This is a genomic window from Actinoplanes awajinensis subsp. mycoplanecinus, assembly GCF_001509495.1.
GTDB classification, from domain to species: Bacteria; Actinomycetota; Actinomycetes; order Mycobacteriales; family Micromonosporaceae; genus Actinoplanes; species Actinoplanes palleronii.
Window position 1 is genome coordinate 20,390 of sequence record NZ_LLZH01000333.1, and the last position, 22,518, is coordinate 42,907.

The 22,518-nt window shown below is 71.8% G+C and carries 20 protein-coding genes; 9 read left to right on the plus strand and 11 right to left on the minus strand.

Going from position 1 to position 22,518, the window contains the following annotated elements; all coding sequences use genetic code 11:
* The first annotated feature begins 175 nt into the window (after positions 1 to 175).
* On the plus strand, positions 176 to 1,852 hold the full coding sequence (locus ADL15_RS46740) for an alpha/beta fold hydrolase (protein ID WP_067706574.1): 1,677 nt from the start codon (positions 176 to 178) through the stop codon (positions 1,850 to 1,852).
* A gap of 16 nt (positions 1,853 to 1,868) precedes the next feature.
* On the opposite strand, the gene ADL15_RS46745 is transcribed toward ADL15_RS46740, so the two are convergent.
* Positions 1,869 to 3,971: a sensor histidine kinase gene (locus ADL15_RS46745; protein WP_067706577.1), complete on the minus strand. Its 2,103-nt coding sequence runs from the start codon at positions 3,969 to 3,971 to the stop codon at positions 1,869 to 1,871.
* Positions 3,972 to 4,240: 269 nt separating this feature from the next.
* Here ADL15_RS46745 and ADL15_RS46750 point away from each other — a divergent pair, with 269 nt between their 5' ends.
* A complete protein-coding gene (locus ADL15_RS46750; RefSeq protein WP_232345007.1) occupies positions 4,241 to 5,776 on the plus strand; it encodes an FG-GAP repeat domain-containing protein in 1,536 nt (511 codons plus the stop codon).
* A 4-nt stretch (positions 5,777 to 5,780) separates the two neighbouring features.
* Here the strand turns inward: ADL15_RS46750 and ADL15_RS46755 are convergent, their stop codons facing one another.
* The 5 genes from ADL15_RS46755 to ADL15_RS46775 form a co-directional block, all read right to left on the minus strand.
* Positions 5,781 to 6,293: a PepSY domain-containing protein gene (locus ADL15_RS46755; RefSeq protein ID WP_067706583.1), complete on the minus strand. Its 513-nt coding sequence runs from the start codon at positions 6,291 to 6,293 to the stop codon at positions 5,781 to 5,783.
* 97 nt (positions 6,294 to 6,390) lie between these two features.
* Positions 6,391 to 7,710, minus strand: coding sequence for a sensor histidine kinase (locus tag ADL15_RS46760; RefSeq protein ID WP_198171311.1), 1,320 nt, complete (start codon positions 7,708 to 7,710; stop codon positions 6,391 to 6,393).
* Positions 7,703 to 8,380, minus strand: coding sequence for a response regulator transcription factor (locus ADL15_RS46765; protein ID WP_067706586.1), 678 nt, complete (start codon positions 8,378 to 8,380; stop codon positions 7,703 to 7,705). The genes ADL15_RS46760 and ADL15_RS46765 overlap by 8 nt, the downstream gene beginning before the upstream one ends.
* A 122-nt stretch (positions 8,381 to 8,502) precedes the next feature.
* On the minus strand, positions 8,503 to 9,357 hold the full coding sequence (locus ADL15_RS46770) for an NAD-dependent epimerase/dehydratase family protein (protein ID WP_067706589.1): 855 nt from the start codon (positions 9,355 to 9,357) through the stop codon (positions 8,503 to 8,505).
* Between the two features lie 17 nt (positions 9,358 to 9,374).
* A complete protein-coding gene (locus ADL15_RS46775; protein WP_067706592.1) occupies positions 9,375 to 10,160 on the minus strand; it encodes a GNAT family N-acetyltransferase in 786 nt (261 codons plus the stop codon).
* 505 nt (positions 10,161 to 10,665) lie between these two features.
* Between ADL15_RS46775 and ADL15_RS46780 the strand changes: the two genes are divergently transcribed.
* The 4 genes from ADL15_RS46780 (at position 10,666) to ADL15_RS46795 (ending at position 14,058) form a co-directional block, all read left to right on the plus strand.
* Positions 10,666 to 11,196 carry a VanZ family protein gene (locus ADL15_RS46780; RefSeq protein WP_067706596.1) on the plus strand — a complete coding sequence of 177 codons (531 nt, stop codon included), beginning with the start codon at positions 10,666 to 10,668 and terminating at the stop codon, positions 11,194 to 11,196.
* A gap of 64 nt (positions 11,197 to 11,260) precedes the next feature.
* On the plus strand, positions 11,261 to 12,799 hold the full coding sequence (locus ADL15_RS46785) for a histidine kinase N-terminal 7TM domain-containing diguanylate cyclase (protein WP_067706599.1): 1,539 nt from the start codon (positions 11,261 to 11,263) through the stop codon (positions 12,797 to 12,799).
* Positions 12,753 to 13,466 carry a DUF397 domain-containing protein gene (locus ADL15_RS57440; protein ID WP_269748441.1) on the plus strand — a complete coding sequence of 238 codons (714 nt, stop codon included), beginning with the start codon at positions 12,753 to 12,755 and terminating at the stop codon, positions 13,464 to 13,466. The genes ADL15_RS46785 and ADL15_RS57440 overlap by 47 nt, the downstream gene beginning before the upstream one ends.
* A 115-nt stretch (positions 13,467 to 13,581) precedes the next feature.
* A complete protein-coding gene (locus ADL15_RS46795; protein ID WP_067706604.1) occupies positions 13,582 to 14,058 on the plus strand; it encodes an SRPBCC domain-containing protein in 477 nt (158 codons plus the stop codon).
* 493 nt (positions 14,059 to 14,551) lie between these two features.
* On the opposite strand, the gene ADL15_RS46800 is transcribed toward ADL15_RS46795, so the two are convergent.
* Both ADL15_RS46800 and ADL15_RS46805 read right to left on the minus strand, forming a co-directional pair.
* Positions 14,552 to 15,709, minus strand: coding sequence for a 4-hydroxybenzoate 3-monooxygenase (locus ADL15_RS46800; protein ID WP_067706607.1), 1,158 nt, complete (start codon positions 15,707 to 15,709; stop codon positions 14,552 to 14,554).
* 32 nt (positions 15,710 to 15,741) lie between these two features.
* The gene (locus tag ADL15_RS46805) at positions 15,742 to 16,545 is read right to left on the minus strand and encodes a helix-turn-helix transcriptional regulator (RefSeq protein WP_067706609.1); all 804 of its coding nucleotides are present in this window, start codon (positions 16,543 to 16,545) and stop codon (positions 15,742 to 15,744) included.
* A gap of 24 nt (positions 16,546 to 16,569) precedes the next feature.
* On the opposite strand from ADL15_RS46805, the gene ADL15_RS46810 reads away from it, so the two are divergent.
* Positions 16,570 to 17,397: a GNAT family N-acetyltransferase gene (locus ADL15_RS46810; RefSeq protein ID WP_067706612.1), complete on the plus strand. Its 828-nt coding sequence runs from the start codon at positions 16,570 to 16,572 to the stop codon at positions 17,395 to 17,397.
* On the opposite strand, the gene ADL15_RS46815 is transcribed toward ADL15_RS46810, so the two are convergent.
* Together ADL15_RS46815 and ADL15_RS46820 are read right to left on the minus strand one after the other, a co-directional pair.
* Entirely contained in the window at positions 17,392 to 19,428 is a 2,037-nt protein-coding gene (locus ADL15_RS46815; RefSeq protein ID WP_198171312.1) for a hypothetical protein, read from the minus strand. The genes ADL15_RS46810 and ADL15_RS46815 overlap by 6 nt on opposite strands.
* Positions 19,429 to 19,527: 99 nt before the next feature.
* Positions 19,528 to 19,974 (minus strand): DoxX family protein, encoded by a 447-nt coding sequence (locus ADL15_RS46820; protein WP_067706617.1) that lies wholly within the window; start codon positions 19,972 to 19,974, stop codon positions 19,528 to 19,530.
* A gap of 60 nt (positions 19,975 to 20,034) precedes the next feature.
* Between ADL15_RS46820 and ADL15_RS46825 the strand changes: the two genes are divergently transcribed.
* Positions 20,035 to 20,679 carry a TetR/AcrR family transcriptional regulator gene (locus tag ADL15_RS46825; RefSeq protein WP_067706620.1) on the plus strand — a complete coding sequence of 215 codons (645 nt, stop codon included), beginning with the start codon at positions 20,035 to 20,037 and terminating at the stop codon, positions 20,677 to 20,679.
* Here ADL15_RS46825 and ADL15_RS46830 read toward each other — a convergent pair.
* Complete coding sequence (locus ADL15_RS46830) at positions 20,597 to 21,598, minus strand: AraC family transcriptional regulator (RefSeq protein WP_232345010.1); 1,002 nt, start codon at positions 21,596 to 21,598, stop codon at positions 20,597 to 20,599. The genes ADL15_RS46825 and ADL15_RS46830 overlap by 83 nt on opposite strands.
* Positions 21,599 to 21,657: 59 nt before the next feature.
* Between ADL15_RS46830 and ADL15_RS46835 the strand changes: the two genes are divergently transcribed.
* Positions 21,658 to 22,518: SDR family NAD(P)-dependent oxidoreductase (locus ADL15_RS46835; protein WP_067706622.1), on the plus strand; the 861-nt coding region annotated here is incomplete at its 3' end.

The window sequence follows — 22,518 nt, forward strand, 5'->3', positions numbered from 1 at the left end:
CACCGCGCCGAGCGTGGGGACTTTGGGTGCGCTCCGCGCCGAAACTTCACACGCTCGGGGGTTGCGGCCGTTGTGTGGGGAGTTTGGGTGCGCTCCGCGCCCAAACTTCACACGCTGGGAGTGCTGCGGGCGGTGGTGACATCGGGGTGACGCGGGCATCGGTATCTATGTGTGCATGACGCGACACAAGCGAATGACAGCGGGGATCGGGGCGCTCGCCGTCGCGGCCGGTGCGCTCGGCCTGGCCGTGCCGGCGAGCGGGGCAGCACCGAGCGGCGGGTCGGGCCGGGTGACGTGGGGGGACTGCGTGGCCTACTCGGATGCGACGCTCGAGGCGATGGGTGTGCCGCCGGACGAGGTGCCCAGGATCCGGGCGCTGCTCGCCCGCACCGACTGCGGCACCGTGCAGGTGCCGCTCGACTACGCCCACCCGGCCGGCCGGAAGATCACCGTCGCGATCAGCCGGCTGCGGGCCACCGACCAGAAGCACAAGCGGGGCAGCATCGCGGTGAACCCGGGCGGGCCGGGTGGCAGCGGCTACCTGATGCCGCACCAGCTGACCCTGACCAGCCCGCAGTTCGCGGCGCTGAACGACCGCTACGATCTGATCGGCTTCGACCCGCGCGGCGTCGGCTACAGCACCCGCGCCGCGTGCGCGCGCCCCGGCGACGACGTCGTCCCGCCCGAGATCCCGGCCGGTCCGCTGACCGAGGCGACCGCGAAGAAGATCTACGACTTCCAGGTCGCGCAGAACCAGGCCTGCTGGGCGAGCGACCCCACGTTCCTGCGTCATCTCACCACCACCGACGTGGCCCGCGATCTCGACCGGGTGCGGGCGGCGCTGGGACTGCAGAAGATCAGCTACTTCGGCGTCTCCTGGGGCACCCTGCTCGGCCAGGTGTTCCGCAGTCTGTACCCGGGCTCGGTGGACCGGATGTGGCTGGACAGCGTGGTCGGCCCGACCGCGAACCGGCTTGACTCGCGGTTCCACGACGTGACCGCCGCCGAGGAGCGCAAGGTGCCCCGATGGGCCGCCTGGGCCGCGCAGCGGGACGCGACCTACCACCTCGGTGACACCGCCGACGAGGTGATCGCCGTGGTCAAACGGCTGAAGGCCCAGCTCGACGCGGCGCCGATCGTGTTCAGCGACCTGGATCGGGAGCTCGACGGCAACCTCGCCGCGTTCCTGGCCGTGGCGCCCAGCCCGGTGTGGCCGGACGCCACCGCGGGCCTGGCGGCGCTGTCCACGGCGACGACCGGCGATCCGGTGCCGGACGCCCTGAAATCGATCATCGGCGCGGAGCCGAACGACCCGGGAGAACCCACCGAGCCTCCCGCTGACCTGCCCGAACAGTTCAACGAGACGGCCGGCACCGCGATCCTCTGCAACGACGACACCAGCGCGCACGACTTCCCCGCGTTCTGGCGGACGTACCGGGGCTGGCAGCAGGAGTTCCCGATCGCCGGGAGCCTCGGTGTGATCACCCAGCGCTGTGCGGGCTGGCCGATTCCGGCCACCGAACCCTTCCACTTGCGGAAGTCGTCCGGCTCGCTGCAGCTGTCCGGTCACCGATGGGAGAGCCCGACACCGTACGCGTGGATAGCCCAGGTCCAGTCGACGATCGGCGGCACGGTGTTCACGGTCGAGGACGACATCCACGGCTCGGTCGCGCGGGTCCCGGAGTGCACGGAGCACCTCGAGGCGTACTTCCTCACCGGCCGCCCGGACGCCGGCGGCTGCACCGGCGTGACCCCGCCCGACACGTCGGCGTCGGTGGCCTCGGTGACGGCCGGCGACGCGCCGGTCAGCACCCGCTGGGCGCCCACCGGCACCCACTGGACCTGGCGCTGATCCGTCCCGGCCACGGTCACGAGCCACGCTTGGTGGTGATGCCGATGCCGTGCTTGCGCGGGTCGGTGCCGGACAGCGTGGTCGTGCCGGGCCGGCGGGGTGGCCTCGGCACGGTCAGCACGAACGTCGAGCCGTGCGGCTGGTGCGGGCGGTAGGCGACGCTGATCCCGCCCGCCTCGGCGAGCTGCCGGACCAGGTAGAGGCCCAGCCCGGTGCCCGGCTTGGTGATCGCGACCCCGGAGTCGGCCCGGGCGAAGCGGTCGAACAGGTGCGGTACGAACGCGGCCGGCACCCCCTCGCCGTTGTCGGTGACGTGGATGTCGACGTGCCCGGGATGCCCCATGATCCGGATGGTGACCGGCGGCGCGCCGTACTTGACCGCGTTGCCGATCAGGTTGCCGAGGATCAGGTGCAGGTGGGCCGGGTCGGCCAGGGCGATGCTCTGGTCCGGCGCCAGTACCGCGACCGTCTGGCCCGGGGCCAGTCCCTGCGCGGCGACCGCCTCCGGTACGACCTGCGACAGGTCCAGCACCACCGGCCGGGCCACGATCGCCCCCGCGTCGAGCTGGGCCAGGGTGAGGATCTCCTCGACCAGCTGATCGGCGCGGTGGCCGGTCGCGGTCATCTGTCGTACGTACCGTTGGCGGTCGTCGTCGCCGAGCTCGTGCCATTCGTCGATCAGCAGCTCGCCACGGGCCACGATGCCGGTCAACGGCTGACGGACGTCGTGGGTGAGCATGGTCAGGAAATCCGCCATCTGCGCGTTCGCCTCCTGCAGCTGCTCGGCCCGCTGCGCGAGCTCGGCCTGCTGCTGGACCCGGGTGCGTTCCAGGGCGTTGCGCTCGGTCATGTCGAGCACCTGGGTGGTGAAGAACTGCGGCTGGCCGTTCGGGTCGCGCAGCAGCGCGCTGGTCACGATCGCCTCGATGTAGTGCCCGGCACCGTGCAGGTACCGCTTGTGCACCTCGAAACCGTCGCGCCGGCCGGTCAGGCAGCTCTGCACCGCGGCGATGCAGGCGGCCAGGTCGTCGGGGTGGGTGAGCTCGGCGAACGGCCGGCCGACCAGCTCGTCGGGCGAGCAGCCGAGCATCTGCCCGAGCGCCGGGTTGACCCGCAGGAACCGTCCCCCCGGGTCGGTGATCAGCATCCCGATCCGGGAGTTGTCGAACACCTTCCGGAACCGCTGTTCGCTGGCCTGCAGCTCACCCCGGTGCCGGCGGGCCCGGCCGGCCGCCACCACGACCAGCAGCCCGACGGCGGCGGCGGTGCCCACGGCCACCCGCCCGGCCGTCTCGTTACTGTGCACCGAGGCGAAAAGAGCGTCCTCCGGTACGGCCGCGGACAGCTGCCACGGCGCCCCGGAGATGCGCATCGACACGTACCGCCACCACCGGCCACCGGAGGAGTACCGGCCCTGGTCGTGCGCGGTCAGCGCCTCGGCCAGGTCGGGGTTGGCGCTGCTCAGGGTGGGTGCGGCGCGGTCCGCCGCGTGGTTGTCGGCGGCGATCATCCCGGAGTCGTCGGTGAGCTGCACCCGGATGCCGGGCAGCGTCCACGCGGTGGCCAGGTACGCCGACAGCGGACTCCGTGCGACCGCGATCCCCCCGGAGAACACCCGCCGCCCGGACGGCGTGGTGAACGGCACCGCGAACGCGACCACCGGCTCCCTGCGGACGGCGGACGGCACCACCGGCGACACCGCCGGCTGACCGTCGCGCACCGCGGTCCGCAGGTGCGGGTACCCGATCGTCAGGTCCTGCCCGATCATGGTGCTGTCGGCCGGCACGGCGCGCAGCAGCCGCCCCTGTGCGTCCAGCAGCACCGCGGCCGGATACCCGAAGCTGCTCACCGACCGCAGGAAGTCCCGGCCGCTGACCACCGGATCGGACAGCAGCGCGGTCGCCTGCAGCCGTTCGCGCTCGATCAGGTCCGCGACGTAGCTGGTGACGAAGTCGCCCACCAGGCGCATCCGCAGGTCGAACCGCTCCAGCATCCCGGCCCGGCTCTGCGTCTGCGCCCACAGCAGCGCCGCCGTCCCGCCCGCGGTCAGCATCAGCCAGATCGCCAGGGGGACGGCCAGGAACTGCCACCACCTTCGTGGTCGCCCACCGGCCCGCACCCGTCCACCATCGTCCGGCGGCGGCGCGCCCGCAGCCCGTTCCCGTTATCGCCGTAAGAGAACGAGCCGGCCTATTCTCGACGGCGAGTACCGGCGTCAATGCGGAACGTGATCCGGCCGACCGGCCCCCGGACTGTGACTTTCCTGTGTGGATCGATTACCGAACCGGCAAAAGCTTCGTGTTTTCCCGGTCGTGTGACAGATTGATGGGGCGCATTGGCCGGTACGGGGAGGTCCGACAGCAGATGGCAGTGGATCAGAGCAGGAGCGTGCTTTTCCGTTTCGGATCCAGTGCCACCAGGAGATGGCTGCTCGCGCTGACGCTTGCCGGAGGCACGGTCATGCTGCCGTCGCCGGCCATGGCCAAGGTGCCCGACGTCCCGTCGCCGTCGACCTCGTGCGCCGGCGGTTCCGGCACCTCGACCGACCGGCAGATCGCCGGCCAGTTGCGTTCGTCGATGACCGGCCAGCGGATCGGCTCGTCGCTGACCGCCGCCCGGATCGCCTGCGCCCGCGGCATCGTCCGCGCCGTGCAGCAGCGCGGGCTGGGCCAGCGGGCCGCGGTCCTCGCGCTGACCACGGCGATCACCGAGAGCAGCCTGAACAACCACCTGTTCGCCGTCGACCACGACAGTCTCGGCCTGTTCCAGCAGCGGCCGTCGATGGGCTGGGGCAGCCCCGACGAGTTGGTCGACGTCACGTATGCGACGAACGCGTTCCTGAACGCGATGATCCGCAAGTACCCCGGCGGCAGCTGGCAGAGCGGCGAGATCGGCCCGATCTGCCAGCGGGTGCAGACCTCGGCACACCCGGCGGCGTACGCACGGGAGGCGCCCGACGCCCAGCTGATCGTGTCCGCGCTCTGGGCCGACGCGTCAACGGTGACCGAGTCGGGCACCACGACGGCGGCCCGCCCGCCCGTGGTGCCGGCCGCCTCACCGGTGCCCACCGGCCCGTTCCAGAAGGCGCTGGCCGCCGCGGCGACCTCGCTCGGCCCGCTGGACGGGCACCACGCCCTCGCGATGGCCGACTGGAACGGCGACAAGCACCCCGATCTGCTCTCGGTCAGCGGTGCGGGTGTGGCCACCGGCAAGACCGAGGTGCGCATCATCAACGGTGCGACGAACTTCGGGTCGCTGCTGTTGACCACGGCCACGGTGCTCGGCCCCACCGACGAGCGTTCGGCGTACGCGGTGGCCGACTGGAACGCCGACGGCCGCCCCGACCTGGTCGTGGTGCAGAAGTCCGGCACGGCCAGTGGCAAGACCGAGGTGCGGATCGTCGACGGCGCGTCGAACTTCCAGCAGCTGCTGGTCGACACCGCCACCGTGCTCGGCCCGACCGACGACCGCTACCAGTTCTCCGTGGCCGACGGGAACGCCGACGGCCGCCTCGACCTGGTGGCCGCGCAGACCACCGGCACGGCGAGCAAGAAGGTCGAGGTGCAGGTCGTCGACGGCGCCTCGAGTTTCCAGAAGCTCGTGGGGCCGGCCGTGATCAGCGCCGAACCGGCCCGCGACGGCCTGGAGGTCTCGGCGGCCGACTGGAACGCCGACAAGCGCCCCGACCTGGTCACCGTGCAGAAATCCGGCACGGCCAGCGGCAAGACCGAGGTCCGGGTGCTGGACGGCGCGTCCGGTCTGACCCGTTCCCTGGCCAAGGTCAGCACCGCCCAGCCCGCCACTGACGACCGCCACGAGGTGCTGCTCACCGACTGGAACGCCGACGGCCACCCCGACCTCGCGGTGGTCCAGAAGACCGGCACCGCGAGCGGCTGGGCCGAGGTCACCATCCTCGGCGGTTGACCGGTCAGTCGTTGTCGGCGGTCTTGGCCACCACCGCGAAGGCGGTGTCCAGCTGCACGTCCCACTCCTGGCCGGCCGCGTCGCGGACCTCGGCCTCGTAGGCGACACCCTGGTCGTCGGAGGCTTCCACGTCCAGGATCGTGCCGCTGCCGACCGCGGCGAGGGCGGCCTTCTCGGCCGAGGAGCGCTCGGCGGCGGTCAGCACCCGGTCGTCGGCGTCGGCGCCGTCCTTCTGCTGGGAGAGGACCTTGAGGTCCTTGTCCAGGCCGACCGACACCTCACTGCCGTCGGCCTGGCGGACCTCCACCTCGTACGCCTCGCCGCGGTCGTCGCTCTCCTCGACGTCGACGACGGTGCCGGGCACGGCCTGGGTCGCGGCCGACCCGATGCGGTCACGGTCGCTTCCGGACACGTCGGCGTTCGCGGCGGTCGCCCAGAAGCCACCGGCGCCGAGGGCGGCCACCACGGCGGCGGAGGCGACGAGGACGCGCTTGCTGCGGAGCTTGGCGGTGTTCATCAGTGGGTGCCTTCCTGAAAGGAACTGGTGGAATCGAGTACGGCCCCAGCCTGCGCCCGGCACCCTGAACCTCACCTGAACGCGGCTGAAGATCCTTTCAGGAAGCCGGCAAGCGGACCGTGAAACACGCCCCACCCAGGGCGGACTCCGTGATCGTCACGGTGCCCTGGTGCCCGGTGACGATTTCCCGGACGATCGCCAGCCCGAGCCCGCTGCCACCGGCATCCCGGTCCCGGGCCTCGTCGAGCCGCACGAACCGCTCGAACACCCGTTCCCGCTGCCCGGCCGGAATCCCGTCGCCGTCGTCCTCGACCACCAGTTCCACCGCGCCGCCGTCATCCGTCGACCGGACGGCGATCCGCACCGTGCTCCGCGCGTGCCGGGCGGCATTGTCGGTCAGATTCCGTACGACCTGGGCCAGCGCCGTCTGATCCCCGTGCACCCGCCCGGCCCCGACCCCGGCCGAGTCCACCTCCCGGCCGGACCGGCGCACCCGCCGCACCTCGGCGAGGGCCAGGTCGTCCAGGTCGACGTCCTGCTCCGGCCGGGCCGCCGCCCCGCCGGTACGGGTGAGCAGCAACAACTGCTCGACCAGCCGTTCCATCCGGGCAGACTCCTCGAGCACCGCCCCGGCCAGCTCACCCTCCGGCAGCGCACCGGGGTGCAGCCGGGACACCTCGGCCGCCTGCCGGATGCTGGACAGCGGCGAGCGCAGCTCGTGCGAGGCGTCCCCGACGAACTGCTGCTGGCGGTCCCGGGACTCCTGCAGCCGGCCGAGCATCCGGTTCATGGTCTGCGCCAGCCGGTGGATCTCGTCGCGGGACGCCGGCTCGGGCACCCGCCGGTCCAACCGTTCGCCGGTGATCTCCTCGACCTCGCGGCGGATCCGTTCGACCGGGGCGAGCGCGCGGCCCACCACCAGCCAGGTGATGCCACCGGCCACCAGCAGCACGAGCGGCACCCCGATCAGCAGGGGAGTGGCGAGCGCGCCGGTCGAGTCGCCGACCTCCTCCAGCGACGCGGCGACGATGACCGTGTAGGGGCCCGCGTCCTCGGTCGTCACGACGTACCCCTGATCGGAACCGGAAATCCGGACCTGATCGGCCTCCTCGACCGGCAGCGGCGCCGGCAGTGACCGCGAGGAGCGGACCACGGTACCGGCGGCGTCGCGCACCTGCCAGAGCACGGCGTCGTCCTCGAGATCGTCCTCGTCGTCGACGTCCGTCGCGGGCAGGCCGGACGTCGTGATCTGCGCGGCCAGCGCGGACGCGCGGTCCTCGGCCGCGGTCGCGATGCCGCCGCGCAACGATCCGCGGACCAGGAACAGCAACGCGAACGCCGCGGTGACCAGCGCGACCGCCATGACCAGCACCGCGAGCGCGGTGGTGCGCAGCCGGACCGACGCGTGCTCACCCACCGTCGCTGCCCAGCCGGTACCCGGCGCCGCGCAGGGTCTGTATCGCCTCCCGGCCGAACGGGCGGTCGATCTTGTTGCGCAGGTGCCGGACGTAGACCTCGACGATGTTCGGATCGCCGTCGAAGTCGGCGTCCCACACCGCTTCGAGGATCTGCCGCTTCGACACGACGTCGCCGGCGTTGCGGGCCAGGAACGCCAGCAGCGCGAACTCGCGGGCGGTCAGATCGATAACGGTCTCACCGCGGTGCACCCGCCGCGCGGCCGGGTCGATCCGCAGGTCACCCGCGGTCAGCTCGGTGGGCCGCTCGCGGGCGCCGCGCCGGGCCACCGCGCGCAGCCGGGCGACGAGCACCGGGAACGAGAACGGCTTGGTCAAGTAGTCGTCGGCGCCGGTGTCGAGGCCCTCCACCTGATCCCACTCGCCGTCCTTGGCGGTGAGCATCACGATCGGCGTCCAGTTCTCCTCCGCGCGCAGCGTCGCGCAGACCTGGTAACCGTTGAGGCCGGGCAGCATCAGGTCGAGCACGATCACCGCGTACGCGTTCTCCCGGGCTCGCCACAGGCCGTCGGTGCCGTCGTGGGCGACGTCGACGGCGAACCCCTCGGCTTCCAATCCGGCCCGCAGCGACCAGGCGAGCCGTTTCTCGTCCTCGACCACGAGCACACGCATCCGGCCATCCTCGCGCACGCCGCCTGAACGCCCGCTGAACGCCGCGCGGTTCCGGCCAGACCCGGTCGCTGGTGAACGGCCGGGCGGCTCAGGCCCTGGTCGCTTGTCGATAGGCGGCCGGCTCAGACCTGGTCGCGCCAGCTGTGCCAGGGCTCGAAACCGAGCAGACGGCGGGCCTTGTCGATGGAGAGCAGCGTCTCGTGGCCGCTGAGTTCCCGGGTCACCGGCACGTCCGGGAAGAACTCGGCGGCCAGTTCCGCGCTGCTCCGGTTCATCACGGTGTCGGCGTTGGCGATCACGAAGATCTCGCTGCCGGGGCGGTCGTAGCCGAGCGCGAGCCGCACCGCCTGCGCGCCGTCGCGGGCGTCGATGTAGCCCCACAGGTTCCAGATCCGCTCGCGCGGGTCGGCGTCAAACGCCGGGAACGCGGCGTAGTCGGCCGGCTCCATCACGTTGGAGAACCGCAGCCCGACCATGGTCAGCGCCGGGTTCCACCGGCAGAACTGCTCGGCCATCTGCTCGTCGAGGTGCTTCGCCAGCGAATACGACGTCTCCGGCCGCGCCTGGTACTCCTCGTCGACCGGCAGGTACGGCGGCGGCGCGTCGAACGGCAACCCGAGCAGCGTCTCGCTCGACGCCCACACCACCCGGGTGATCCCGGCCGCCCGCGCCGCCGCGAACACGTTGTAGCTGGCGGTGATGTTGTTGGCGAAGGTGGCCGCGTTCGGCGCCACCCCGGGCCCCGGGATCGCGGCGAGGTGCACCACCGCGTCCACCCCGGTGTACCGGCTGTCGATCGCGGTGAGCGCCTCGACGACCTGGCCATAATCGGTCAGGTCGACGCGGGTGTGTGGGCAGAGCGGCTCGCGCGGCGCGGCCAGGTCGAGGTTGACGACCTCGTAGTCGTGTGTCAGCAACTCCTGTACGACGGCGCGGCCCAGCTTGCCGCTGCCGCCGGTCACAGCGATACGAGGCACGTCAGCTCCCAGTGGTGTCAGTGCGTGCCGGCGCTCCACTGGTAGGGCGTGGTGGTGTCCAACGCGGTGAAGCCGAGCCGGTGCAGAATCGGACGGCTCTGGTCGGAGGCGTCCACCTGAAGGTACTCGTACCCGAGATCGGCGGCGATTCGGGCGCGGTATGCGACGAGCGCCCTGTAGATCCCCTTGCCCCGCCACGCGGCCACCGTGCCGCCGCCCCACAGGCTGGCGAAGACGGTGCCCTCCTCCAGATCCATCCGGGCGCCGGAGACCGGCTCGTCACCGGCCATCGCCACGAAGATCCGTACCCGCTCCGGCGCGGTCGTGAGCTGAGCGACCAGCCGGTTGCGCAGCGACCCGCTCGGATGCCCGAACGCCGCGTCAGCGGCCCGGATCAGCAGGTCCACACCGGCCTCGTCGACCACCGGCACCAGCCGGACCCCCTCCGGCGGCTCCGCGTCCAGCCGCAACTCCTTGATCGCCGCGACCATCAAAGTCTCCGGCTCCTCCGGCACGAACCCGGCAGCCACCAGCCGTTCGCCGAGGTCAGCAGGCTGGTCATGCCCGTAGAGCTTCCACTCGAACTCCAGGCCGCGCTCACCGAAATACCGCACCTGCTCCGCGATCGCCGCGTCCGCGGTGTCCGCGTCGAGCCCGGACCACATCACGGCGTTCCAGTCCTCGGCCGTGCCGACGTGCCGCACGACCCCACCGTCCCGCTCGATCCGGGTGGTCGGCCCGCTGGGCCGGACGTCGTGCCGCATCTGACGGTCGAAGAGCGCAAGTACCGCTTGGTGTTCCATGCGCAGAACCGAAACACCACACGCCCGACTCAGCAACATATTTATTCGGTACGACTACGGAGCGCTCGTCCGCAGGCTACGAGCCGAGTCCCGCCCGTGAGGCCGCCGCGAGACCGCTCCCTGCCCGGACTCCGGCCGCGCCTTGCGGCTCGCTCGTCGCCGCGAGACCGGCGCCGGTCGACGCCGCAGCGCGCCTTGCGGCCCGTTCGTTGCGCGAGACCGAGGCCACTCACGGCTGCGGCCGCGGCTTGCGGGGGTTGGCTGGGCTCTCAGGGGTGTCTCCCCCTCGCGGCGACACCCCTGAGAGCCCAGCCGGGAACCGGGAGGCGCGCTGCGGTCCGGAGTGGTCACGGGTGTCGCGTCGCCTCACGGGCGGGACTCGGCTTGTAGCCTGCGGACGAGCGCTCCGTAGTCGTACCACATCGGGGTTGACCGGAAGTGAACAGCTGCCTTGCGCCGGCCGGGTGGGCGTGCGCGGCTTGGGTAGATTGCGCGCCGGGGGCGAATGATCACGGGGTGGCACTGGTGGTTCGGCGCGATCAGCGGGGTGGTGGTGCTGACGGTGGCCGCGTTCCCGCTGGCTGCGCTCGTGGTGTGGGGGCTGGCGCGGCGCCGGGGCGGTGCGGCGTGGCGGAGGTCGGTGGCCGAGGTCGGGATCGTCTACGGGACGGTGCCGTGGATCTGGATGATCATGTTGCCGGGTCCGCGGGCCGGAGAGGTGTCCGGCCGGGTGAGTCTGGTGCCGGTGCGGGACCTGCTGGCGGTGCTCGATTCCCCGCCGCTGACCGTTGTGGTGCAGGTCGTCGGGAACCTGCTGGTCTTCGCGGCGCTCGGGTTCTTCGGGCCGATCCGGTTCGCGGCGCTGGCCTCGGTGCCGCGGATCCTGGCGCTGGCGGCGCTGTGTTCGGCGCTGGTCGAGATCCTGCAGCACGTGCTGCGGCTGGACCGGGTGACCTCGGTCGACGACGTGCTGCTCAACGCGGCCGGGGCGGGACTCGCCGCGCTGCTGTCCCGGCGCTGGTGGCGCGCCGGGTGACCGGTTCCGCTCAACTCCGCGCGCCGGCGGCCGATGGGCATCGACGGATGCGAAGGAGCGTCGGATGCGAGCCGCACTGGTCACGGTGTACGTCGCCGCGGCCCTGCTCGCGGCGGCCTACGCCGTGCTGTCCTGGCGCCGGCGGCACCTGAGCCCGCTGGCGACGTCACTGTCGGTCATCACGGCCGGTGGCGCTCTGTGGTCGCTGGCCCAGTCGGTCGCCATCACCGCCGCCTCGCCGGCCGTGGCGCGGGTGGGCACCTACGCGATGTTCCCGGGCGTCGCGATGATCATCGCCGGGTTCCTCTGGCACACCTCGGTCTTCACCGGACGCCGGCCCGGTCGGCTGGCCCTGCTGCTCGTGCACCCGGTGCTGCTGGTCGCCGTGGTGCTGACCGATCCGTGGCACCACGCGTTCTTCAGCTCGATCACCAGCCATCCGGACGGGGGCGTCACCCCGCACCCCGGTTGGGCCTACTGGCTGCACGCCGCGTACTGCTACGCGATGCTCGCCCTCGGCACCGCGCGCGCGACGGGTGCGATGCGCCGGGCGGTCCACGGCCACCGGCGGGTCTTCGTCATCTTCCTGGGCGGTGCGCTCGTCCCCGCGGTCGGCAACCTGGTGAGCCTCTTCGTCGCCGTGGGTGACCGGCAGGCGGATCTGACCCCGGTGCTGTTCCTGGTCACCGCGACGATGTGGTGGTGGGCCGAGCGCTCCGGCGTGCCCGCCCGGCGGCTGCCGGTGGCGTACAAGCAGGTGATCGCCGCGCTCAGTGACGCGGTGATGGTGCTGGACCCGGACGGGCAGTTCCTCGACGTCAACCCGGCGGCCGCCGAGATGCTCGCCGCGCTGAACCCCGCCTCCACCGGCGCCGTGGTGGGCCGGCCGTGGTCGGAGATCGCCGGACGGCAGCTCGCGTCCGTTCTGACCGGCACCGACGAGCAGACCGTCGCCGCGAACGGCCGGATGTACGACGTGCGGGTGGTCCGGATGCACGCCGCGGACGGCGGCAGCCCGGGCACGGTGGTCGTGGTCCGTGACGTCACGGAGCTGGAACGACTCCGCGCCGAGCTGACCGACCACGCCGTCCGGGACGGTCTGACCGGTGTCTTCAACCGCCGGCACCTGACCGCCGTGCTGCGCGATCAGGTGCACGAGGCCGGCCCGCTCTCCGCCGTCATGATCGACGTCGACCACTTCAAGGCGGTGAACGACACCTACGGCCACGCGGTCGGCGACGAGGTGCTGACCCGGCTGGCCCAGGAGATCAGCGACGCGGCCGGCCCCGCCGCCGTAGTGGCCCGCTACGGCGGTGAGGAGTTCGCGGTCATCCTGCCCGGTGTCGCCGGGAAGGCCGCGGCGGACCTGGTCGAACAGTGGCGCCTGCGGTGTGCGCAGCTCTCGGTCGCGACCCGGCTGGGCCCGCTGCGAGTGACCTTCAGCGCCGGTGTCGCCCAGTTGGCGTCCACAGCAGACGCCGAGGATCTGCTGCGGCGGGCAGACCGGGCGTTGTACGCGGCCAAGGAGCAGGGCCGCAACCGGGTGGTCTGCGACACTGCCGCCAGATCATCCCCGCCATCCCGCGTCCCGGCCGCCTCCTGACAGCACCTCGGCAAGCCGCCGCTCATCCTCGATCGACACTTATGAGCAGTCGGTCGCGCCGGGGTTGATGCAGACGTACGACTACGCGAAAGAAGTAATCGCGCCGATCCGCTCGCAATTTTCTGCCGATCAAGTAACGGCGACGGTGGAGTCCAGGCTCCAGCGCCAGCGGATCCTGACGGGTGACAAACCCTTTGCTGTTCCACGTTGTGATCGACGAGGCGGTTCTGCACAGAGTCGTCGGGAGCCGCGCAATCCTGCGGGAACAATTGGTCGTATCAAGCAACTCGCTGTGGATCTGCCCCATGTCACCGTGCAGATCCTGCCGTTCTCGGTGGGTGTCAGCCCGGGACTTGACGGATCCTTCTCGGTCCTCAGTTTCGTGTCCAAGAAGCTCGCTGGGCATGATCGACGAACGAATCCGCACCCTATCCTAATTCAGGGAAGAACCATGAGCGTCTCTAAGTTCGACCGTAACGCGCTTGCCTGGCGTATCGCCACTCGCAGCACCGGTGGCAATTGTGTCGAGGTCGCCAAGACCGACAACCTGATCGCCGTGCGTAACTCGCGGCGTCCGGAAGCTGAGATCATCCTTTATACGCAGCCGGAGTTCGCTGCCTTCTTGGACGGAGCCAAGAAGGGCGAATTCGACGACCTGTTGGATTAGACCTAGTCATCAGATATGAAGCGTCGATCAGCTCAGCGGACCGGGCGGCAACTGTCGAGGTTGCCGCCCGTTCGCGTGCGTCACGGAGATCGCGGACAGAACCTAGGCTGGGCGCATGTACTCGACGCAGATCAGCCGCCGGATCAATGCTGCACGTGGGGTCGTCTATCGGGCTCTGCTCGACGCGGAGGCGGTCGCGCGATGGCGGGTGCCCAGTGACATGACCAGCGTCGTGCACGATTTCGACGCGCGGGAGGGTGGGGCGTTCCGGGTCTCGCTGACCTACGACGCCCCGGACGGCGCCGGCAAGACGGCCGGATCCACCGACACCTATCACGGTCGATTCCTGCGCCTCGTTCCGGACGAGCAGGTCGTCGAGGAGCTGGAGTTTGAGACCGCCGATCCGGCGCTCGGCGGCACGATGACGGTCACCACCACGCTCACCGACGCGCCCGGCGGGACCGACGTCACGATCCGCCACGAGGGCATCCCGGACGTCATCCCGGCCGCCGACAACGAGGCGGGCACCCGCATGGCTCTCACCGCCCTGGCCGACCTGGTCGAGCCGGCTCAAAGCCCGGCGGGCGACTGAGGCGAGAAGCGGTGGCGAGTTGCCGCTCCAGCGGTCACCAGGACGACCCTGTCCCGGGACCGTTGAGCGACGACCAGGCAGCGGCGGCCTGCAAGGACGGTCTCGACCAGCTCAACCCGGATCACCCTCTTCGGCGACCTGGATGCTGTGCTGAAGGCGAAGCTGCTCGTCGGGCAGATGCTGGCCAAGGCGACCACGATCACGGCGACGCTGCAGGGACGGTGCGGGTACGCGGTGCCTGTTTGCGGACGTCTGCCGCCCCCAGGTGGGCGATAGAAGTCCGCAGTGCGCGATCGCGTGCTGACACCGCCCCGAACCCCGCCGATCGCGGAGCCCTACCGCCCCGTCGGCACCGATCGCGGACCCCCACCGCCCCGCAGGCGTCGATTGCGGAGCCCCGCCGCCCCGGGGGCTGAGCACAGGCAGTCGCTCCCCGCCGCGGCACGCGCGACAACTGGACTGCCTCCGGGCGCTCGGTGTGCGTACCGGAAATTCAGTTCACGCCGGCGGTCAGTTCGCTGAAGAGGCGGTTGGCGGTGGGGGAGGTGAACTGGCGCTGCAGCTCGGCGCGGGCGACCTGTTTGCGGAACTCGCCGGCGTGGGAAGGGTCGCCGGCGTTGTGCATCAGGTCGGTGATCCAGGTGGCGAAGGCCTGGTAGTTCCAGATGTGGCGCAGGCACGTCTCGGAGTATTCGTCGAGCAGGGACGGGTCGTTGCGCCGGTAGCGGCCGATGACGGCGCGGGCGAGGACCTCGGCGTCGTGCAGGGCCAGGTGGATGCCCTTGGCGCTCATCGGCGGGACGATGTGGGCGGCGTCGCCGAGCAGGTAGAGGCGGCCGTGGTGCATCGGGGTGTAGACCACGCTGCGGAGCGGGACGAGTTGCTTCGAGACGATCGGGCCGGACGCCACCGGGGTGCCGAAACGGGCCGCCAGCTCGGACCAGATGCGGTCGTCCGGCCACTGTTCCAGGGTGTCGTCGACGCGGCACTGCAGGTAGAGGCGGCTGGCGGTGGCGCCGCGGGGGATCACGCCGGCCAGGCCACGGGAGTGGATCGCCATGCCGGAGGGCTGGGCCGGCACCTCGGCGAGGACGCTGAGCCAGGCGTAGCCGTACTCGTGGGAGTGGCGGGTGAGAGCGGCCTGGGGAATCGCGGCCCGGCTGACCCCGCGGTCGCCGTCGCAGCCGGCGACGACGTCGGCGACGACCGCACGGGTGCCGTCCTGATAACGGACCACGGGACGGGCACCGTCGATGCCGTCCAGGGTGACGTCCGCGGCCTCGAACCGCAGGTCGCCGCCGGCGCGGAGAAAGACGTCGGTGAGATTCCGGACCAGGACCTGCTGCGGGCAGAAGACACTGTCGTCGTTGTCGTCGCCGACCTCGATCGGCATCTGGTCCCCGTCGATCCAGAAACCGCCCTCGGCCTCCGGGATCGGGTCGCCCTCGAGGACTTCGGCGAGGCCCCATTCGCGGAACATCCGCACGCCGAAACTGTCGATGGTGCCGGCGCGCTGGCGCTGTTCGACGTATTCGCGGCGGTGTTTCTCCAGGATGACGCAGTCGATGCCGTTGCGGAGCAGGAAATTGCCGAGAGTGAGCCCGGCGACGCCCGCGCCGATGATGACCACAGTCGTGCTTGTTTCGTTCATGACACGACTATCGGTGCGGCCGGGAACGACGACTACCGGTGAATGACCTCCGGATGCCGTAAACCCGCCACATAGCGGCCCGGGGTCTGCCCGACCACCTCGGTGAACGCCTCGATGAAGCTGGACGGATTCGACCAGCCGCACTCGACCGCGGTGTCGGTGACCGACCGGCCGTCGGCCAGGTGCACCAGGGCGTGGTGGATCCGCAGGGTGGTCCGCCAGCGATGGAAGCTCATGCCCAGCTCGCTGTGGAACAACCTGCTCAGCGTACGTTCGCTGGCCCCGGCCGCCCGCCCCAGCTCGGTCAGGGTCGCCGCCCGGCCGGGATCGGCGTGCAGCAGATCGGTGACCGTGCGCAACCGGTCGTCGCGGGGCTCGGGCAGGTGCAGCGACTGCGCCGGGGTGTCGGCGAGCTCGTCGACCACCACGGCGCGCAGCCGGGCGAACGCGCCGGGCCGGGCCTCCGGCCGATCGGTCAGCGCCAGCAGCACCTCGCGCAGCAGCGGGCTGACCGCGAACACGCTGGGGTGGCCCACCAGATCACCGCAGGACGCGGCCGGGATGGTGACGAGCCGGGTGTCGGTACGGCCGTAGAACCGGTGCGAGTGATCGAACCCGGGCGGCGTCCAGGTCACCCGGTTGGCCGGCGCGACCCAGGTCCCGTGCGCGGTCGTGGTGGCCACCGCCCCGGCGGCCGCGTAGACCAGCTGGCCGTCGGCGTGCGTGTGCGTGTCGAGGCGGAACCCGTGCGGCAGCCAGCCCGCACCCTGTAGCGGCGGTGGCGTCGGCTCCGCGGTCCGGGCCCGGACCGCGAAACCCCGCGGGGTCGAGGGCATCGAGGGCCAGCATAGGGTTCCGTGATGGACTTCCGCAGCGTGCCGGACCCCGCGTGGACGTGGATCGCCGAGGAGAACGGCCGGGTGCTGGCCCGGGCCGGGTGGTGGGGCCGGCCAGGGAGCGCGCAGCCGGTCCTGCTCGACTCGCTGTGGGTGGACGACACGGTCACCGATCGCGCGGAGCTGGCCGGCCGGCTGCTCGTCGCCGCGTACCGGAGCTTTTCGCCGTCGCCCGAAGCCTTCCGGATCACCTTGCCGAACGGCTGGCGCGACGACCCGGCCGCGCGGGCCGCGGTGGCCTGGCAGCGGGACGCCGCCGCCGCGATCGGGTTCACCCACGAGGTGGAGCGGCTGCAGCTCACGTGGACACCGGACGCCGGGGTGGCTGCCGACGACGGGCGGCTCGTCTTCACGGCCGAGCCCGACGACCGGGCGATCCTGGAGATCTTCCGCCGGATCGGGGACGGCAGTCTGGACGACGAGACACGCAGGAACCGGGCGCGGATGTCGGCGGAGGAGACCGCTCGCCGGGAACTGGACTTCTACCTGAACGCTCCCGGTGAGCGGGACTGGTGGCGGACCGTGCGCACGCCCGGCGGCGCGCTGGCCGGGCTGGCCATCCCGTCGGCGACGGCGTCGAACCCGAACGTGGGCTTCCTCGGCGTCGTGCCCGAACTGCGCGGGCGCGGCTACGTCCGGTCGATCCTCGACGCGATCACGCGCAGCCACGCGGGCCGGGGCGCCGAGCGGATCACCGCCAGCACGGACGTCGGCAACGTGCCGATGGCCGCCGCGTTCCGGGCCGCCGGGTATCGCACCGAGTCGGTCCGGTTGATGCTGTCGGCGTCATGACGATGGGGCGACCAGCTTGCGGCACAGGGCGAGCAGGCGCTCGTCCTCGCTGATCTGGGCGGCCGGCAGGACGTGGTGCTTGCTCGCGTTGTGCCGGAGCACCGTGTCCAGCTCGGCCCGGGCGTAGCGGAAGGCGTACCGCGCGTCGCCGGTCTCCGCCCACAACCGGGCGATGCGGGGGCGGACCGCCGGGGTCGACTCCCACACCCGGCCCAGCGAACGGGCCGCCTCGCGGTCGCCGGCCACCCGCCACAACGCGTCCGCGGCGGCGACCACGACGGTCGGGTCGACGCCCCGGCGGCGGGTCAGGCGGGTCAGCCGGCGGGCGCGGCTCTTGGCCCGGATGCCCAGCCGGCCGAGGCCGTCGATCGCGGCGACCGCGTCCTGCGGCGTCGAGGCCCGCTCGTCGAAGTGCCGGTCGAAGACCTCGGCGGCCGCGTCGGTGTCCCCGGCGACCAGCCAGATCGCGTGCGCGGCGGCCAGCTCCACGGCCGGTTCGCCGACGGTCAGGGCGGCGCGGATGCCCGGGATCCGGCCGGTGGCGGTACGACCGGCGCGGGCCAGCAGCCCGAGCGTGACCACGTCGATCGGTTCCTGGTTCAGGTGGTCGATGGCGTCGTTCGGCGCGACGGCGGTCAGCGCGTCCAGCAGGCCGGCGCGGTGCGCTTCGTAGTGGTCCGGGTCGGTGAAGGACTCCGGGCGCAGCGCGCGCAACCGCCGGCGCAACGTGCGGCTCAGCGCGCGAGCCCGCGGACCGTACCCGGCGATGTGCCGGTGCAGGTCGTCGGCTTCGGGGGCCTCGTCGAGCAGCCGGTCCAGCATCGGCAGCACCCGCTCGTCGCGCAGCTCGGCGAGCATCTGCGCGGCCGGGCCCAGCTCGGGGCCCTGCACGCCCCAGGTGAGCCAGCCGACCTGGCCGTTGTCGTCGGCGTGCGGGCGCCGGGCCGGTTTGGTCCTGGACAACGCGGACCACACCGCGTCGGCGGCCGGGCGGGCGATCTCGCCGATGCCGTGCAGCAGTCGCAGGGCTGCCGCCCGTACCTGCGGCTCTTGATCTTGAAGAAGTTCGGCGGCCCGGAGGGTCAGCGGCAGGTAGGGGCCCCGCAACCGCTGGATCAGCGACGGCGCCTCGTTCAGCGCGTCCTGCCGGGCGTCCCAGCGGTCCAGCGCCACCATCTGCTCGAGCAGGTCGACCTGCGGGGCGACGTCGTTGCCGAACGCGGCCCGCACCGCGGTGACCACCTTGGGGTAGCCGGGCGTCCACTGCCGCGCCGCCATCCGCCGCCCGGTCAGCAGCGGCGTGCCGTCGTCCTCCAGCGACGCCGGCTCCTGATTCAGGCCGTCCCGGTACGCGCCCAGCAGCGTGTCCCGGGCGATCGGGGCGTCGAACGGCGACGGGTCGAGCAGCGCCACCAGCTCGGTCAGCGCGGTGATCCGCACCCGCAGGTCGGCGTCACTGTCGGCGACCCAGGCCAGCCAGACCTTGGTCAGCTCGTAGCCGCTGCCGACCGCGCCGGTGATCACGCTGGAGTGCAGCAGGGTGACCCGCACGGCCGGGTCGGGCTCCTCGACGTAGCGTTCCCACAGCAGTCCGGGCAGCACCGAGGTCAGCCGGTTCACCGCCCGGATCGTGTAGGCGGCCGCCTCCCGCACCTGCGGATCGTCGTCGGTCAGCCACGCGGTCAGCCCGGCGTACCCGGCCAGCAACCGCTTGGCGCGCAACGTCTCGCCGGACATCTGCCACGTCCGGTCCGCGCCGGCCAGGTCACCGACCAGTCGCAACAGCGGACCGCGGTCCGGCCGCGCGGTGTCGGCGACCATCGCCAGCAGCTCCGGCAGGGCCGCCACCGCCCACGGCTTGACGTCCTCCCAGGCCGGCGCGGCCCGATAGAGATCCCGCAATGCGGTGGTCCGGGCCGCTTCGTCGCCGCCGGCGAGGTCGTCGAGCATTTTTCGTACGACGGAGCCGCGCTCCAGCGAGGGCCAGTAGACGCTGTGCGTCACGCTGAGCGGAAGGTGGGTCTCCGTCATGCCGTAGATCATGGGCTGTTCGTGGTGCGGCTGGCTACCGGAGTCGCCCGGTCGTGCTTCATCCGAGACCGACGTGTCTCCTTTACATGATCTGCGCGGTCAACGGGTGACCGAGCGTCGGTGGCGCAGGCCACGGAGAGTGCGGATCGCACCGGTCGCGCCCAGGGCCCAGGCGACCAGCGCGGGCTGGAAGGCGAGCCGGACCGCGCGCTTGGTGTCGGTGTCCAGCCCGAAACCGTCCTTGTGCTCGACGTACTGGGCGATGTTGCCCGGGAACACGGCGACGAAGAACGCGGCAGCGGTGGCGCCGACGATGCCCCGGGCCGGCTGCTTCCAGACCGAGAGCAGGGCGACGCCGAGACCGATCTCGACCGCTCCGGAGGCCAGCACCACAAAGTCGGTGTCGAGGGGGAACCAGGAGGGAACCTGGGCCTGGAACTCCTCACGGGCGACGGTCAGGTGGCTGACGCCGGCGAACGTCAGGAACGCGCCCAGGGTGGCCTGGCCGGCGGCGGCGACGATCCGGCGAGCGGGGGAGGAAGTCATGAGGGGACGCTATCAGTTCTGATGAATTCATCAACGTGGGCGGCCGTTTAGGATCGGGGCATGACGGCCAACCGACTCGACCGGCGCAAGGCCCGGACCCGGGCGGCGCTGATCGCGGCGGGCCGGGAGCTGCTGACCGGGCGGGATCCGGCCGCGGTGAGCATCCAGGAGATCACCGACGCGGCGGACGTGGGTTTCGGCAGCTTCTACAACCACTTCACGTCCAAGCAGGCGCTGTTCGAGCGGGCGTTCACCGAGGTGGTGCGCGAGCACACCGCCCTGCTGCGGATGAGCACTTCCGGACTCACGGATCCGGCCGAGGTGCTTGCTGTGGTCGTACGGAAAACGGCTCTTCTTCCGGTGACCCACCCGGACCTGGCGCGGATCATCGATCGTGCCGGGCTGCGGTATGTGACGCCACCGACCGGGATCGGACCGCTCGCACGGCGCTTCCTGCGGCACGCCAAGGACGTCGGGCGGCTGTGTTACGACGATGTGGACGTTGCGCTGGCCTGCGCCGGGGGAGCGGCGCTCGGGGTGCTGCGGCTCGGGCTCGCCGCGCCGGACCCGGTCGCGGCGGAGCGGGCCGGGCAGGCGGCCGCGGTGGCGTTGCTGCGGATGTTCACGCTGGTGGAGGGCGATGCGCGCCGGGTGGCGGCGCGACCGTTTGCGATCGGCGATATTCCCGAGGCGACTGCCCGGTGACGCGTTTGAAGGCGTTGCTCAGGGCGCTCTCCGAGCGGTAACCGACCCCGCGCGCGATCACGGCGACCGTGCCGTCGTCGCGGCGCAGGCGGTCGGCGGCGAGCTCGATGCGCCAGTCGGTCAGGTAGTCCAGCGGGGCGCGGCCGACCACCTGCCGGAACCGCGCGGCGAGGGTGGACCGGGAGACCGCCGCGGTGCGGGCCAGGTCGGCGACCGTCCACGGGTCGGCCGGGCGGGCGTGCATCACCCGCAGCGCCGGGGCGACGACCGGATCGCTCAGGCCGGCCAGCCAGCCGGTGGGCGGCGCGTCGACCAGGCGCAGGATGTGGATCAGCATGACCATCGCGAGGTGCTCGGTGACCAGGGCGGATCCCATCGGGCGGTCGCGCATCTCGGTGTCGATCAGGTCGAGGGCCCAGCGCAGCGCGTCGGCTGCGGGCGTGTCGCCGGGGACGTGGATCACCGGGGGGAGGGCGGCGAGGAGGATCTCACCGGCACGGTGACCGAAATCGAACCGCCCACCGATGATGAACACGTCATCGTCGCCTTCGGCGTCGCTCTTGGTGGCTTCGTCCATACCCGGGTCCGCGGTGGGGCGCATTCCTGCGCGGGCGATGCCGTCCCGCGCCGCGCGGAACAACGGCCCGGCCGGGATCGTCGCCACACCCGGTCCGCTGGCCAGGGTGAACGCGCGCGGTTCGATCAGCAGGAAGCAGTCGCCGGGTGCGAGCGCGATCGGCTCCAGCCCGTCCACGCTGAGCAGGCACCGCCCGCTGCGCACCGCATTGAACTTGACCCCGTCCGGCGGCTCGAACGCCACCGCCCACTCCCCGCGCCCCGCCAGCGCGACCGACATCCGGCCGGTCGTGCCGACCAGAGCGAGGACATCTTCCAACGGGTCGATCCCCTGGACGCTCACGCAAGTATTCTGGATCCTTCGGCATAGGAAGTCCAGATCGGGGTGCCTACCGTTGGGTGATGACACGCTTCACCACTCCGTTCACCGTCCGCACCACCGCCGCCGAGATCCTCGCGGGAGTCGACCTCACCGGCCGCCGCATGATCGTCACCGGGGGCGCTTCCGGGCTCGGCGCGGCGACCGTCCGGGCCCTGGCCGGCGCGGGCGCCGAGGTCACCGTCGCGATCCGCAACCCCGCCACGGCCGCCGCGCTGGTCGCCGAGATCCCCGGCCTGCAGGTCGCGGCCCTCGACCTGTCCGACCTCGTTTCGGTACGACGATTCGCCGCAACCTGGAACGGCCCCCTGCACGCGCTGGTCGCCAACGCCGGGGTGATGGCGGTCCCGGCCCGGCAGCTCACCGCGGCCGGCTGGGAGATGCAGCTCGCGGTGAACTATCTCGGTCACTTCGGGCTGGCACTGGGCTTGCACCCGGCCCTGCGAACGGCCGGCGACGCCCGGGTGGTGGTGGTTTCCTCCGGCGCGCAGCTGCGCTCCGGCGTGGACTTCGACGACCCGCACTTCGCGCAGCGCCCGTATGACCCGTGGACCGCTTATGCCCAGTCGAAGACCGCCGACGTGCTGCTGGCCGTCGGCATCGCCCAGCGCTGGGCAGCCGACGGCATCACCGCCAACGCCTCCGCCCCCGGCCGCATCCACACCGCCCTGCAGCGCCACCTGGACGCCGCGACCATGCAGGCGATGGGCGCCATGACCTCGACCGGCGCCTTGATCCACCCAGCGAACTTCAAAACCCCGGCCCAGGGCGCCGCCCCGGCCGTCCTGCTCGCCGCTTCTCCGCTGGCAGTGGCGGTGACCGGCCGCTACGTCGACGAGGACAACCAGGAGGCGGAGACGGTGCCGGGCGGCCCGGACGCGCAG